At 66.9% G+C, this 13,868-nt stretch carries 13 protein-coding genes and 2 pseudogenes; 10 read left to right on the forward strand and 5 right to left on the reverse strand.

Annotated features, from left to right (window positions below):
* Window positions 1-160: 160 nt before the first annotated feature.
* Window positions 161-541: a GIY-YIG nuclease family protein gene (locus CLV71_RS50760; RefSeq protein WP_133906926.1), complete on the forward strand. Its 381-nt coding sequence runs from the start codon at window positions 161-163 to the stop codon at window positions 539-541.
* Here the strand turns inward: CLV71_RS50760 and CLV71_RS33690 are convergent.
* The gene (locus CLV71_RS33690; RefSeq protein WP_208297875.1) at window positions 515-1,978 is read right to left on the reverse strand and encodes an ISL3 family transposase; all 1,464 of its coding nucleotides are present in this window, start codon (window positions 1,976-1,978) and stop codon (window positions 515-517) included. The genes CLV71_RS50760 and CLV71_RS33690 overlap by 27 nt on opposite strands.
* Window positions 1,979-2,166: 188 nt before the next feature.
* Window positions 2,167-3,606 (reverse strand): NsdA family TPR-like regulatory protein, encoded by a 1,440-nt coding sequence (locus CLV71_RS33695; protein WP_133906928.1) that lies wholly within the window; start codon window positions 3,604-3,606, stop codon window positions 2,167-2,169.
* Between the two features lie 304 nt (window positions 3,607-3,910).
* On the opposite strand from CLV71_RS33695, the gene CLV71_RS33700 reads away from it, so the two are divergent.
* The 7 genes and pseudogenes from CLV71_RS33700 (at window position 3,911) to CLV71_RS33725 (ending at window position 9,414) form a co-directional block, all read left to right on the forward strand.
* Window positions 3,911-4,897 carry a TauD/TfdA dioxygenase family protein gene (locus tag CLV71_RS33700; protein WP_208297876.1) on the forward strand — a complete coding sequence of 329 codons (987 nt, stop codon included), beginning with the start codon at window positions 3,911-3,913 and terminating at the stop codon, window positions 4,895-4,897.
* 8 nt (window positions 4,898-4,905) lie between these two features.
* Window positions 4,906-5,607, forward strand: coding sequence for a DUF6875 domain-containing protein (locus tag CLV71_RS33705; protein ID WP_133906930.1), 702 nt, complete (start codon window positions 4,906-4,908; stop codon window positions 5,605-5,607).
* Window positions 5,608-5,613: 6 nt separating this feature from the next.
* Complete coding sequence (locus CLV71_RS33710; protein ID WP_133906931.1) at window positions 5,614-6,363, forward strand: AMP-binding protein; 750 nt, start codon at window positions 5,614-5,616, stop codon at window positions 6,361-6,363.
* A 67-nt stretch (window positions 6,364-6,430) separates the two neighbouring features.
* On the forward strand, window positions 6,431-7,321 hold the full coding sequence (locus tag CLV71_RS33715; RefSeq protein WP_133906932.1) for an IS982 family transposase: 891 nt from the start codon (window positions 6,431-6,433) through the stop codon (window positions 7,319-7,321).
* Between the two features lie 15 nt (window positions 7,322-7,336).
* Window positions 7,337-7,774 (forward strand): annotated as a pseudogene (locus CLV71_RS49635) (precorrin-6A/cobalt-precorrin-6A reductase); the annotation flags it as partial.
* Window positions 7,775-8,011 (forward strand): annotated as a pseudogene (locus CLV71_RS49640) (cobaltochelatase subunit CobN); the annotation flags it as partial.
* Window positions 8,012-8,058: 47 nt separating this feature from the next.
* Window positions 8,059-9,414, forward strand: a complete 1,356-nt coding sequence (locus tag CLV71_RS33725; RefSeq protein WP_133906934.1) for a cobyrinic acid a,c-diamide synthase CobB — start codon at window positions 8,059-8,061, stop codon at window positions 9,412-9,414.
* On the opposite strand, the gene CLV71_RS33730 is transcribed toward CLV71_RS33725, so the two are convergent.
* Window positions 9,411-9,986, reverse strand: coding sequence for a cob(I)yrinic acid a,c-diamide adenosyltransferase (locus CLV71_RS33730; protein WP_133906935.1), 576 nt, complete (start codon window positions 9,984-9,986; stop codon window positions 9,411-9,413). The genes CLV71_RS33725 and CLV71_RS33730 overlap by 4 nt on opposite strands.
* 179 nt (window positions 9,987-10,165) lie before the next feature.
* Here CLV71_RS33730 and CLV71_RS33735 point away from each other — a divergent pair, with 179 nt between their 5' ends.
* Together CLV71_RS33735 and CLV71_RS33740 are read left to right on the forward strand one after the other, a co-directional pair.
* On the forward strand, window positions 10,166-10,885 hold the full coding sequence (locus tag CLV71_RS33735) for a (2Fe-2S)-binding protein (protein ID WP_133906936.1): 720 nt from the start codon (window positions 10,166-10,168) through the stop codon (window positions 10,883-10,885).
* Window positions 10,886-10,894: 9 nt separating this feature from the next.
* Complete coding sequence (locus tag CLV71_RS33740) at window positions 10,895-11,770, forward strand: phosphotransferase (protein ID WP_133906937.1); 876 nt, start codon at window positions 10,895-10,897, stop codon at window positions 11,768-11,770.
* Window positions 11,771-11,777: 7 nt separating this feature from the next.
* On the opposite strand, the gene CLV71_RS33745 is transcribed toward CLV71_RS33740, so the two are convergent.
* Together CLV71_RS33745 and CLV71_RS33750 are read right to left on the reverse strand one after the other, a co-directional pair.
* The gene (locus tag CLV71_RS33745) at window positions 11,778-13,346 is read right to left on the reverse strand and encodes an amidohydrolase (RefSeq protein WP_243866924.1); all 1,569 of its coding nucleotides are present in this window, start codon (window positions 13,344-13,346) and stop codon (window positions 11,778-11,780) included.
* Window positions 13,333-13,782, reverse strand: a complete 450-nt coding sequence (locus CLV71_RS33750; RefSeq protein ID WP_166664368.1) for an acyl-CoA thioesterase — start codon at window positions 13,780-13,782, stop codon at window positions 13,333-13,335. The genes CLV71_RS33745 and CLV71_RS33750 overlap by 14 nt, the downstream gene beginning before the upstream one ends.
* Window positions 13,783-13,868 lie beyond the last annotated feature (86 nt).

Consider the following 13,868-nt stretch of genomic DNA (forward strand, 5'->3'; position numbering starts at 1 on the left):
TCTCGCCGGTTGCTGACTGTTGCACGACGAGTCGGATCGGTCGGGTGTCCTGCATGGGCTGACGTGGTCCCGCGCTGGACAGCGGACGTTCGTCGAAGAACCGCATCCCTGTCGTGCCAGGTCGATAGACTGCAGGCCAGTTGACAGTCCGGAGGGATTCATGCGTCAGAGAGAACGTCGCGGGATCATTTACGTCCTGATCAATGAGCACATGCCCGGGATTGTGAAGATTGGCCAGACAACCCGCGACGTTACCAGGAGAGTTCATGAGCTGTCGCGCCCCACGGGGGTTCCTGCCGAGTTTGAAGTTGTCTATTCCGAGGTCGTATCGGATGTCGATTCCGCAGAATCTGAGATCCACGCTGCAATGGCGGAATTTCGAGTAAATCGATCCAGAGAGTTCTTCAGGGTTAAGATCTTCGATGCAATTCGGGGAGTCCAGTCTGTATGTCAACGATACGGCTCTGTCCCTGGTTGCGTGATCAACTACCCATGCCTGAGCGGTTGCGAGCGGTTAGGTGAGCAGGATTCTCTTGCGTAGCAGGGCGAAGCTGGCTTTGCCGTAAGTCTGACGCTTGAGCAGCTTGATCTTCGTGTTGACTCCTTCGGTAGGGCCATTGCTGTAGGGCAGGGTCAAGCCGGCGACCGTGGCGTCCCAGTCCTTCTCCAAGCCGTTGAGATAGGAGTCGAAGCCAGGCAGCGCGTCGAGACGCGTGGCGGTGATCCAGTCTGCGAGGTCCTGGCCGCGGTGTTGGGTGAGGAGATCCGCGAACTCGCGGACCCGGGTGGCGAGGGTGGTCATCTCGGGGCAGCTGGTGGTCAGGTCGTCGAGGTGGCGGCGGGTGTGGTCGGGCAGGTTGGCGGGTTTGCTCATGATCCAGGAGACCAGCCGGCGCGGTGAGGGTGTGGCGCGTTGCGGGTCGGCTCGGCCTTGGTTGATGTAGCGGACCAACAGGTTCGCGCTGCCGGTGTAGCCCTGTTGGCGGATCTCGGCCAGGATCCGGGTGACCGGGACGTTCTCGCCCAGGCGTTGTCGGACCAGGTCCCGGTGGGCGTCGACCAGGCAAGCCCCGTAGCGGGGCGGACGTAGCAATTGTTCGGCCTTGTGGGCGCGGGCGTAGCGCTTGATCGTGTTCAGTGCCCACCCCAACCGCCGGGCGCATTCCAGCAGCCCGACACCCTGAGCGAGTAGGGCATGCACGGCGGCGTGCCGGTCGCGGGTGCGTGCGTCCAACGCCGAATCAGGCGCGCGCGGGATGGTGTTCCAGCTGGCGGAATGGGCGATGACAGTCTTCTCGACCGCTGCGGTCAAGCCGTGCCATAGATGCCATCGGTCACTGGATTGGACCGCTTTCGGGACGGCTTGGCGGATCGCTTCGGCATAAGCGGCCGAGCCGTCCCGGCAGACCACCTCGATCCCGGGATGCTCGCGCAGCCAGGCGGACAGCGTGGCGGCTTTGCGGTCGGGCAGCACGTCGAGGCGGCGGTGGGTGACCGCGTCGATCACCACGGTGGCGTACTTGCGGCCTCGTCTGATCGCGAAGTCGTCGACACCGAGCACCGCCACCGTCCCGATTTCGGGGTCAGGCAACGCATGCACCAGCCTCAGCAGAGTGTTCCGGCCCGCCACAAACCCCAGCAGGGACGCCAGACGCGAGGCGGCCCGGCCAGCCAACGCCAACCCGATGTGTTCCAACGCGGTGCGGCACGAGGATGTTCGGCGGGCGTGCTTGGCGGTCAAGTCGTCGACCTGCTCAGCGAACGTCCGCACAGCACAGTCGTTGGTGTCGCAGAAGAACCGACGCACCTGTAGGCGCAACACCACCGACTGCCCGGCCACCGAACTATCGGCCAGCCCACGGTGATAACGACTGTGAACCCGGCGAGACCGACCATTGCAGGATGGACAGATCGCGTGTTCTGCCCTGACCCGTGCCCACACCTGCACACCCGACCCGGTCCGCTCGACCTGCTCCACCACCACACCCGCCAGGTGCGGTAGTAGCACGTCCAACCACTGATGATCACCCACGGACCATGATCACAAACGGTCGATCGGCGCCGCCGCCCAGCCCCGGCAAAGTTGATCACGCAACCAGTGACAGAGCCATTATTCTTACACCCCCGCTTGTCACGCCTGCTCCTGCCTGCTGACCAGCAGGCGATTCAGCGATAGGTGCGGCCGCGAGCTGCGCGTGCTGGCGGAAATGGGGTCTCGAGGTCGGTGACAAGACCGCGGAGGTGGGCGTTGCGGTGGGCATGGTCAGCGAGGTGGCCGCGAAGTTGGTGAAGCAGTTGGAGGATGCGGGGGGACGCGACGGTGTCCAGGCGGTTGAGCGCGGCGCGTGTGGTGGCGGCGGCTTGGTCGAGGTTGCCAGTGCGGGTGTGGGCAAGGGCGAGTAGTACACCGTGTCGCAGTGCTGAGCGTTGGGAAACGCTGGTTGCGTCGGTGTCGGCGCGGTTCCGGAGGAGGGGTTCGGCTTCGGTGAGGAGCGTGTGTTGCTGGTGGGGCAGGTGGGTGGCGAGTGTGACGAGGCCGCGTCCGGTGATCGCGTCCAGCTCGGTGGGTGACACGTAAGCGGCCCAGCGCGGTGCGGGCTCGCCAGCCGTGAGGTGGTCGAGGTGGGTGAGGGTGGCGTCGCGGGCGTGGCGAAAGCTGGTGAGGTCGCCGGCGGCGGCGTGGGCGAGGCTGGCGCGGGCGGCGATGAGTGCTCGAACCGGGGCGGGGGCGTGGGCGGCGGCTTCTTGGCTGGCGGGGGCGAGTTGTAGCGCGTCAGTGATCTGCCCGAGAGTGATGGCTTGGTTGCTCATGAGGGCGAGGATGCTGGCGGTGAGTGGCCGATCGTGGGCGGCGTGGGCGGCGTGGAGGCCGGTGAGGTACCAGCGTTGCGCTCGGCCGTCCCGGAGGGCGTCGTAGTCCATGAATCCGGTGGTTTGCGCGAGTTGAGCGAGCGCGGCGGCGAGCCGTTGTCCGGTGGCGGGTGTGTAGCTGCCCACGCGAAGGAGGCGTGCGACGGAGTGAAACTGGTCGGCGACGAACTCCGCGCCGGCAGCGCCGTGCTGCTCGTCGAGCTGTTGGGCGTTGGCCACGACGCCGTCGATGACGTTGAGCAGGGGTTCGTCGACTGTGACGCGGTCGTCGGTGTGCGCGGCGGCGGCCAGGACGGGCGCTGAGGTGGTGAACGAGGCCCATCCCGGTGCGGTGAGCGCGGCTCCAGAGACGGTGAGGAAGGTGCGTCTGCTGAGCATGTGTACGTGCCACTCCTCCGCGAGTCGGTGGAGACCCTTGGCGTCCCAGGGTAGATCGAGACCATGGTCGGCGGGCAACGGTGCGGATGCCCGAGGCGGTGCCAGGTCGAGATCGAGCAGGGTGATCTCGGTGTCGAAGTGTCCGCTGAGCAGGGCGGCGAGGATGTCGCCGGCAGGCGGTCGGGGACGTTCGCCGCTGATCCAGCGGGTGACGCGGGAGGCGTCGACTGCGATGCCGGTGTGGCCGAGTTCCTGGGCGCGTGTCCGAATTCGTCGAGCGGTGTCTGCCCGACTCCATCCGGCTGCGTCGAGCAGGCCCGCGAGTTTGGTGTTTCGTCCGAGTCGTGTCGTGCCCACGCTGCTCACCTTGGCGTAGTCGATGCGATGTTGGCACGCGGGTAGGTCGATTCGCACCGCATTCGCACCAGCCGAAGCCCTATCGCCAGCGGCGGCGTTCGAGTTTGCTCGAACGCGTGCGCAAAGTTCGTGACTTGGTGACGAGGGCGGGCAGAAATGTCAGTGGCGGCTCCGGCTCACATATCAGTCTGACGGACGGTGCGCCATTGAGTGCTCAGTAGCGGCTCGACGCCCAACTGTGCGGTATCGACAGTTGCACAAATCTATCCTTCTCCATGGGGAACAAACAATGCCGGAATCATCAATGGCCGCCATGCTGGGCGTGCGTCCTGCTGCGGGATATATCGGCGCGTACGTCGATAATGTTGACTTGAGTAGTGAGCTCGATGACGCCACGATCGCCGAACTGCGCCGATTGTTGCTGACGCACAAGGTGTTGTTTTTTCGTGAGCAACGTCTGGATCACGCGGCGCAGGTCGAGTTCGGGCAGCGGTTCGGTCCGCTCGCGGTGCGCGCTCGACAGCAGGACACCGATGACCTCGCCCAGTTTCCGCAGATCTTGACGATCTCTCCACAACTGGACAGGAAGCTGGTGGGCGCTGACTACGAGGCGGTGTTTCGCAGTCGGTGGGCGTCGAGCATCAGTGGTTGGCACGTGGACACCTCGCAGGTGGTGAATCCTCCGGCGATCGCGTTCCTGCGCGCGGAGGCGGTACCGCCCTTTGGTGGCGACACTCAGTGGACGAATCTGGTCGCGGCCTACAACGGTTTGTCTGCCCCGCTCCAGAAATTGTGCGATGGACTCCACGCGGAGCACAGTTTCTGGCCCGCCCAACAGCTCGACCCTTCCGTCCCGAAGGAAAAGCGGGCTATCGACATGATCGGAAACCGGCGGGTGGCGGTGCACCCGGTGGTGCGCGTGCATCCGGAGAACGGGGAGAAGGCGTTGTTCGTCAACCCGTCGCGCACCGCCCGCATCATGGGCATGAATCCCGTCGAGAGCCGGCACCTGCTGGGACTGCTGTTCGAGGAACTCACCCGACCGCAGTACACGGTCCGCTTCTCATGGGAGGCGGGTTCGGTGGCGGTGTGGGACAACCGGTCCACCGCGCACCTGGCCGCTACTGATATCGATCACCTCGACGGCGCTGTCCGGATCATGCACCGGATCTCAACGGTGGGTGACATCCCGGTCGGCCCGGATGGCTTCACCTCCTACGCCGTGGCGGGTGACCCGCTCGACGAACCCGCGGCCACCGCGCACACCTCCGACCCGGTAGTTCCGCAGTGATACCGGCGATGTCCGCGCCCGAAACGTCGGCGGCGGTGGCCTCCGTCATCCCCCGGTCGCTGATCCGAGCCGACGCCGCCACCATGCACTTCGACCGCTACCCGCAGTACGAAGCCGGAATGCGCTGGGTCGACGAGTGGGTCACCCAGCCGCACCCCGACCTGGGCAGGCCCGGCGCGGTCTGCCCCCAGCTGGCTCCCGCGATCCGCGCCCAGACGGTGTGGCTGGTCGCCCTCACCGTGGCCGGATACACGCCTGCTCACGCCGTCGGCGCGGGCACGGTGCTGATGGAGGTCTTCGACGACCTGGCCGCCGGGCCGGACCGGTCGAGCACCGCGCTGCTCGGCTTCTTCCCCGAACTGCCCGACGAGCACGCCGCCACGTTGATCGACGGCGGTCACCGCGAGCTGCGGACCGCGTTCGTCGAGCGAGGGCTGATGCTCGGCGAGTTCCACGCGCGCAGCACTGTCGGCGGGGTGCACAACCGAGCGCTGCGCGTGATGCGCTGCCCGGCGCCGATGTTCGCGGTGCGCGTCATGACCCCGCACGACGTGGTGTTCGCCGACCAACCCGCACTCACTCCCGCCGAGCGGGTGGCGTTTCTGCGCGCCTGCGAACGACACATCGGAGCCCGGCTCAACCCCACGACACGGGCAGACCTGGGAGCCCGGCTGCAGACCGCCCACGAAGCCCTTCCCGGGCGGAGGTGACCCGGCATGCGTCTGCCGCTCTCGGACATACTCGCCTGCCCGTCCCTCGCCGCGGCGCTGGAGGCGGCCTACCAACGGCACGGCGACTCCGACGCGCTGATCACCGCATCGGAATCATGGACCTACCAACAACTCGCTAAGAAAGCACGCGCTGTCGCCTCCGGCCTGCGCGCGGCCGTGATGGCCCCCGGGCAAGAGTCGATCGTCGCGGTGGTCCTGGACCGCTCGCTCGAGTTCGTGGCCACCGTCGCGGGCGTCGCCGCCACCGGTATGCCCTACCTGCCGCTGGACCCCGCTGCGCCGGACGCGTACCTGGAACAGGTGTTCGCCGAGGCCCAGCCGGCGCTCGTCGTGACCTCCGCCGAGCGTGCTGGCCGGCTCAGAGCGCGCACGACCGCGAGGGTCGTGACCTACTCGGATCTGGCCAGCCGCGACACGACGACCACCGCGACGGCCACAGCCACAGCCACGGCCGCCAGCATCGTCGCGAGCGCCGGCAGCCCCGCGTACGTCATCTACACGTCCGGGTCGACCGGCGTGCCGAAGGGCGTGGTGGTGCCGCAGGCGGCGCTGCTGAACTCCACCGCGGCGCGCGTGGACCAGTACGGCGCGGCCGGTCGGGTGCTCCTGCTGCATTCACCCGCGTTCGACCTGACCACCGGCGTCCTGCTCTGGACCCTGCTCACCGGCGGGAGTCTGATCATCGATCCGGCGGGTCTCAGCGACGTCGCCGCGACGGTCGATCTAGATGATTGATTCCGTGAAGATCGTGTGAGGTGACCCTGATGGGTGGGCATGGGAGGAGGGTGTCCAAGATCAATGTGTGAGCAAAGAGCTAGACACCCTCCTTACCGCACTGTACGTGCTGGTCGATGACCATGTCGTCCCGCCCCGCGTGGGGCGGGGTCGCCGTCCTGTCTTTACCGACAGTGAGTTACTGACGGTGGCTGTCGCCCAGGTGTTGTTGCGGTTCCCTGGTGAGCGTCGGTGGATCCGGCATGTCCACAGCGATCCGCACTGGCGGGCCATGTTCCCGCATCTGCCCAAACAGTCGGGCTACAACAAGCGGCTGCGGAAAGCGGAACCGTTGTTAGGCAGGGCGATCTGGACGTTGGCCGCGTGCTGCCCGTCCTGGTTCGACGATCTGTGGATGACCGACGCCACCCCCGTTCCCTGCGGCATGTCCCGGGAAACGGTGAAGCGTTCCGACCTGGCCGGACACGCCAACTATGGTTACTGCGCGTCACATTCACGGTACTACTGGGGGTTCAAGCTCTACCTCGTGTGCACTGGTGACGGGATGCCCGTCATGTGGTGCCTGGCCGACCCCAAGATCGGCGAACGTGAGGTGGTGGCCGCCCTGTTGGACAACAACCACCACCTCATCCGAGAAGGCCAGATCTTGCTGGCTGACGAGGGTTTCTCCGGCGCGGAGTTCAAGAAACTCACCGCGTCAAAGCACCTGCGTCTGCTGCGCCCGGACCCCAAGGACGAGACCTACCGCAACGGCAACCTCGGCGGTGTCCGCCAGTGGATCGAATCCGTCAACCAAACCTTGAAAGGCCAACTCGACCTGGAACGCCACGGCGGACGCACCCCCACAGGCGTGTTCACCCGCGTCACCCAACGCCTCTTGGCCATGGCCACCGCCATCTGGCACAACTGGACAACCGGCGTCACCAGCAAACGATCACTCATCGCCTACGACCACTAACACCAACTTCACGGAATCAACCATCTAGAGCGGCCGGGCTGGTCGACCGCCCCCAGCGCCGAGGACTGGCACTGGATCGGCGACCACGCCGAGGCCGCCGACCTGGTGACGTCCCTGGGTGAGCGACCCTTCCCAACCGTCGGACGCCAAGACCTCGGGACCTTCACCGGCCCACTGTCTCGGCACACCCCGCTGGTGCGCGTGGTGGACGTGCCCGACATCGCACTCCCCGCCCGGTGGACGCTCGTGACAAGCCGCGGCCCCTACCACCCCGACGACGAGAGGTCGCTCATGACCGGCCACGGCGTGGACGCGCTCGTGACCAAGGACTCCGGCGGCAGCTACACATGGCCGAAGATCCAGGTCGCTGGCGAGCTGGGCCTGCCCGTGGTGGTGGTTCGCCGCCGAGCATCACCCGTTGACGTCCCGACGGTCAGTGACCCCGCCGACGCCGCGGCCTGGGTGCACGACTGGATGTACGAACGGCTGGCGCGGGAGTACGTGCTGGACGAGAAGAACCAGGACTTCATGCGCCAGGCCAACCCGTGGGCGTTGCGTGGCATCGTGGAACGGCTGCACGAGGCGGCGGAGCGCGGGTTGTGGGCGTCGCCGGATCCCGACGTGCTGGCCGCGATGCAGTCGGTGTACCTGTCGCTGGAGGGCGACCTCGAGGACGGTGGGACACCGTGACCCGCGAGGCCTGATCGGTTCTTGTCGCGGACGCGGGAGGTGGTGTGATGCGTCGACTGGTCGTCGCGGCGCCTTCGTCGGGGAGTGGCAAGACAACGGTGGCGACCGGGTTGATGGCCGCGCTTCGGCGACGCGGGCATCGGGTATCGCCATTCAAGATCGGTCCCGACTACATCGACCCCGGCTATCACACTCTGGCCAGCGGCCGGCCGGGACGAAACCTGGATCCAGTGCTCGTCGGCGAGGATCGGATCAACCCACTGTTCAGTCAAGGGACCGCCGGCACCGACATCGCGATCGTCGAGGGTGTGATGGGGATGTTTGACGGCCGAGGCTCCGACTCGGACTTCGGCTCCACCGCGCACCTCGCGAAGCTGCTGTCCGCGCCGGTGGTGCTCGTGGTGGACGCGTCGGGCCAAGCGCGCAGCCTGGGCGCGACGGTGCGGGGATTTCGTGACTTCGACGTCGATGTGCGCCTGGGCGGAGTGATCGCCAACCGGGTCGGATCACCCGCGCACGCGAAACTGCTCGCCGAGGTCTGCGCGGACGTCGAGGTGCCGATGCTGGGCGCACTCCCCTGGACCGACACCCTGGCGCTGCCGTCGCGGCACCTAGGGTTGGTCACCGCTGCCGAACACGGAGTAGCCGCCACAGATGCCGTCGATGCGATGGGCACGCTGGTCGACGCGTACGTCGACCTCGACGCCGTCGTACGGATGGCCGCAACCGGGTCAGCACTGACCTCGTCGCCGTGGGAGCCCGCGGCGCATGTCACGCCGGTCGTGGACGAGCCGGTCATCGCCGTTGCAGGTGGTCCGGCCTTCACGTTCGGCTACGCCGAGCACCACGAACTGCTTGCCGCCGCCGGCGCCACTTTCGTCGTGTTCGACCCGCTCCGCGACGAAAGCCTTCCCGCGGGCACGGCCGGGATCGTCCTGCCGGGCGGCTTCCCGGAGCAACAGACCAACGCCCTGTCCGACAACGAGCCCCTGCGCACCGCGATCAGGCGGTTCGCCGCCGACGGTGGGCCCGTGCACGCGGAGTGCGGCGGACTGCTCTACCTCACCCGATCACTCGACGGGCATCCGATGTGCGGGGTGTTGGCCACCGAAGCCGAACGCACCGACCAACTACGCATCGGCTACCGAGACGCCCTCGCTCTTACCGACTCGATATTAGGCCCCGCCGGCACTCGTGTGACCGGCCACGAGTTCCACACCACCGTTACACAGCCGTCCGATCCAGCGAGCTCGGCGTGGCAGTGGCAGGAGGCCGGAAACGCCCTCGCGGTAGACGGTTTCGTGCAGCAGCGCGTGCACGCGTCCTACCTGCACGTCCATCCAGCCGGATACCCGGCGCTCATCGACGCCTTTCTCCAGAACAGTACTATTCCATCCACTTAGGACTTCAGGTTCTCGCCCGGTGTCCAGGTGACGTCGCCGGTGTCGCGGTTGGCGAGCCTGGCGAGCACGAACAGGAGATCCGAACATCGGTTCAGGTACCGTGCCGTCAACTTGTTGACATTGTCCGGAGCGGCCTCGATCAGCGCCCACGTGCGCCGCTCGGCACTGCGCACCGTCGTGCGAGCGAAATGCAGCAGAGCGGCTGCCGGTGAACCACCCGGCAGGATGAACGACCGCAGTGCCGGCAGGCCCTCGTTGCGCCGATCGATCGCCTCCTCCAGACGCCGCACGTAACCCTCGTCCACCCGCGAGGCGCCGTCGCCCTCGACCATCGGCCGGCACAGGTCCGACCCGACGTCGAACAGGTCGTTCTGCATCCACCGTACGACGGCGGCGATCTCGTCGTCCGGGTTGCCCAGAGCCAGGACCAGTCCCAGTGCCGCGTTCGCCTCGTCCACAGCCGAGTAGGCATCCAGCCGGGGATCGGTCTTCGAGGTCCGCGACATGTCACCGAGCGCGGTGGTGCCATCGTCACCGGCCCGGGTGTAGATCTTGCTGAGTACGAACGACATCCGGCGATCGTACCGCCGCATCCACCACTGACCGTGTGAGCGGTGTCGTACGCCACTGTGCCGACAAAAGCACCGTTTGAGATGCTGTTTTCATGGTGTGGCAACCCGGTCCCGAGGACACGGAGACAATGGCGCGGCGCCTGTCCCTGGGCGGGTCAGTTCGCCCCGTACCCGGCACAATGGCGACCAGTGACCGGATCGGCCGTGCGTTGGCGGATATCCGCCCGATCAGCAAGCATGGTGTCGTCCGTACCGAGTCCCATCCGGGCGACCAGCCGCTTCGGGAGGCCTGCGCCAATCCCGCGGCGGTGCATGCGCGGATCGCCGCCGCAGCAACGGAACTGGGCACGACCGAGCACCGTGTCGCCGCGTCGTCAGTCCAGTACGAACTCGCGGAGCGACTGTGGACGGTGGCCATCGCCCTGTGGAGCCAGCACGAACTCGTCCTGGACGTAACCCGGCTTCATGTCGGTACGGACGCCGCGGTGTGGCGTCTCGCCGCACCGCGGCCACAAGCCTGGCACACAGACGACCAACCCGACCGGGTCGCCGCGTCACTTGCCGAGCCAGTCCTCGACCTCCTTGCCGTGTTGCACCGGGCCATTCGGGTGACGACACCGATCGCGGACGGGCTGTTGTGGGGCAATGCCGCCACCGCCGCGACCCTGGCGCTCGGTCGCGTCAGTGGCACCACAGCACACGCACGAGCCGACGCGGTCGTCGCCACGCTGCTGGCACTGGCGCCACTGCGTAACCGACTCGACACCGTGAACGGCACCGTGGTGCGCAGAAGTTGCTGTCTGTACTACCGCTCCCGCGCGGCCCGCATATGCGGCGACTGCTCGCTGTCCGAGCAGGCCGCCGCGAAGGCTATCGTGAAGCTGAGGAGACCGCAGTAGCATCGCCGAATGCTGAAGAGTGCCGCGAGTGACGCTCTTGTCCTGTGTGACGACGCCGAACTGGGCTCGATCACCGGAGACACCGTGGTGACGAGGCAGACGGTCGCCGAGTGGCCGATGTCCTGGACCCAGAAGGTGATGTTCTCGAGCGGCAGGACGTTCGCCTACAAGGCGATGCTTCCACCGCTGGTCGAATCAGAGTTCTACGCGGCCGGGCCGTCTCCTCTGTTGCCGGGCTACCACCACGTCGGAGAATTCAACTACTGCGCCAACATTCTGGTCGAGTGGATCGATTCCCCGTCACTCGCCGACCTGGAACTCGACGAAGCCGAACTGCTGACACACGCGACCAACGTCGTGGCGCGGATCGGCGAGATGACGCAGGACTCCCCCACCTACCTTGATGTTGGTACGCCCGAGAAATGGTCCAGCGAAGCTGCTGCCACGCTGGACAAGCTTCGGCGGCTGGCGTCCGACGGCCGGTTTGCCAGCACCATGTCCATGGCGGTGGATGTTCTCCAGCCCTGGGTCTTGTCGACCGAGGTCCTCGATGTGGTTGCCGCGCACTCGCGCCTGGTGCACCGTGACCTCAAGCCCGCCCACATATTTCCGACAGGCAACGGATATCGCGTGATCGACTGGCAGGTGCCGGCGATCGCGCCCGCCGACGTCGACCTCGTCTGGCTCCTCGAAGAGGCCGGCATCGACTCGTTCCCCCACGTCGATCCGGTGACCTACGGGATCGCGTTCTTCCTGCACCTGCGCTGGGCCACGGTCGCGCAGCACGATTTCTTCCCAGGGTTCGTCACCCCGCTGTTCGAAGGGTGGGCGAACGACGCCCTCACGGCACTCGCCAGAGCCAGAGAAGCAGTGGGGAGTCCATGATCGTGTGTCATGGGAATCGGAACGCGCCGCCGACCATGGTGTGCAGCACCTCGATGTCCTTGATCCCCTCTGGGGCGACGGTGGCCGGGTTGTCGGACAGGACAACGAGGTCGGCCAGTCTCCCCGTCGCGATGGTGCCCTTCTCGGGTTCCTGACCGGACGCGTACGCCGAGCCGTAGGTGAACGCGCGCAGCGCCTCCCGCCCACTAATCGCCTCGGCCGGGTTGAACGGCGCACCGGACGCCGTGCGTTGGTTGACCATGTCGTGCATACCCAGCAGAGGCGCACCGGTCACCACCGGCCGGTCCGAGCTGCCGGGCAGGACCAGGCCGGCATCCAGAAGTGATCGCTGCCGGTAGGCCCAGCCCACCCGCTCCGCGCCGAGCGCCCGTGCCATCCCGTCGCCGATCTCGTTCACGAACCGACCCTGGGGCACGGCGACGACGCCCAGTTCGCGGGTACGGGACACCTGGTCGGGACGTGCTACGCCGAAGTGCTCGATGCGGTGCCGGGGCTCGTGGCGGGGGTGCACCCGCTGGGCGTGCTCGTAGGCATCGAGCACCACATCGATGGCCACGTCGCCGATCGCATGTGTGGCCACTCGCCACCCGGCCCGGTGCGCTGCGACGATGGTGTCCCTCAGAGCCTCCGGCGCTCCCTGCAGGTAGCCGCGGTTGCCTGGAGTGTCGACGAAGTCCTGGCTCAAGGCGGCCGTGTGACCGATCAGCGAGCCGTCAGCGAACACCTTCACCGGGCCGATGACGAGCCAGTCGTCGCCGAACCCGGTGCGGATCCCGAGATCGAGACCAAGGCCCAGTTCGGTGATCGGGTGCAGAGCGTCGGCAGCTACCATCAGCTCGACCCGCACGTGCAACTTTCCCTGATTCCGTGCACGCTGGTAGGCCGCCAGCTCGACCGGGCTCTTGCCGATCCACCCACCGCCGATGCCGGCCTCTACACAGCTCGTGATGCCCTCGCTGAGGTAGCGGCGCCCGGCGCGGTCGATCGCGTCGACCAGGGTGTCCACGGGATAGGGCAGTATCAGCGGGTTCACCAGCTCCTGTGCCCGTTCCTGAAGCAGTCCAGTCGGCCGGCCGGCGGCGTCGGTGATCACCCTCCCGCCGTCGACCTCGACCGACTGGTCGGCGATGCCCAGCTCGGTGAGCACGGGTGTGTTGACCACGCACATGTGCCCGGATGTGTGCTTCACCAGCACCTTGCGCCCACGGGCGACGCGGTCGAGCCCGTCGCGGGTGGGATGGCCGCCGCACTTGTTCTGGTCGTACCCGGAGCCGATGACCCACTCGCCGTCGGGCGCGTTCCCGATGGCCTCGTACAGCGCGTCGAGGCCGTCAACCCGGCAGTCCACTTCGGACAGGGTGAGCCCGTACCACGCCATGTGGTTGTGGGCGTCGTGGAAGCCCGGCGTCATGGTCGCGCCACCCAGGTCGACCACGTCGTGGGCGGGGACCTCCGCCAGCGCGACGATCCGGTCGCCGATGATCGCGACGGCCGACGCGGGCTCGGCCAGCGTCTCGAACGTCGCGTTGACGAGCAGCAGGTCAGCCTTGAGCACGGTGCAGCTCCACGAACGCCTTCCGGTACCAGTCGCTCCAGGGTGCGGGTTCACCGGTCTCGCGGTCGATCTTCACGATCACCCGGTAGCCCGTCGCGTAGTGACCGCAACGGAACCCGTACCGAGCGCTGGTCGTGCCGATGTGCTCGGCGGTGATCTCCACAGGCAGCAGGCCCGGCGCGGCGAAGGCCGCGAGGAACTCGACGTGCAGCTCCCGGACGACGTAGTGCAGATCCGGATCGCGGTCAGCATAGGCGGTCCAGCGCTTGCCCAACTGCTCGAACAACGCCGACTGCGCCCGCTCGACATGCACGGCGAACCGCGAGTTGTGCAGCGTTCCGTTGAGGTCCAACTCGTCGAAGTAAACCGGACTGTCCCAGAGGAAACCCACTCCGACCTCCCCTCGCCTGATGATCGACTCCATGCGCAGGTACACCAGATGCTGCGTGAGGCGGTGGACGCGGAGGTGCAGTTCCGGAACGTGCAGGCGCTGTCCAACTTTCTTCGAACGGCCGCGTCTCC

The sequence above is a fragment of the Actinophytocola oryzae genome, assembly GCF_004364325.1.
Lineage (GTDB): Bacteria > Actinomycetota > Actinomycetes > Mycobacteriales > Pseudonocardiaceae > Actinophytocola > Actinophytocola oryzae.

What these genes read in the sequence shown, in the direction of transcription:
- CLV71_RS33725 (WP_133906934.1), top strand. Translation starts at nt 8,059, where the DNA reads ATGCGTCGACTGGTCGTCGCGGCGCCTTCGTCGGGGAGTGGCAAGACA.
- CLV71_RS33710 (WP_133906931.1), top strand. Translation starts at nt 5,614, where the DNA reads ATGCGTCTGCCGCTCTCGGACATACTCGCCTGCCCGTCCCTCGCCGCG.
- CLV71_RS50760 (WP_133906926.1), top strand. Translation starts at nt 161, where the DNA reads ATGCGTCAGAGAGAACGTCGCGGGATCATTTACGTCCTGATCAATGAG.
- CLV71_RS33705 (WP_133906930.1), top strand. Translation starts at nt 4,906, where the DNA reads ATGTCCGCGCCCGAAACGTCGGCGGCGGTGGCCTCCGTCATCCCCCGG.
- CLV71_RS33700 (WP_208297876.1), top strand. Translation starts at nt 3,911, where the DNA reads ATGGCCGCCATGCTGGGCGTGCGTCCTGCTGCGGGATATATCGGCGCG.
- CLV71_RS33740 (WP_133906937.1), top strand. Translation starts at nt 10,895, where the DNA reads ATGCTGAAGAGTGCCGCGAGTGACGCTCTTGTCCTGTGTGACGACGCC.
- CLV71_RS33730 (WP_133906935.1), bottom strand. Translation starts at nt 9,986, where the DNA reads ATGTCGTTCGTACTCAGCAAGATCTACACCCGGGCCGGTGACGATGGC.
- CLV71_RS33735 (WP_133906936.1), top strand. Translation starts at nt 10,166, where the DNA reads ATGGCGACCAGTGACCGGATCGGCCGTGCGTTGGCGGATATCCGCCCG.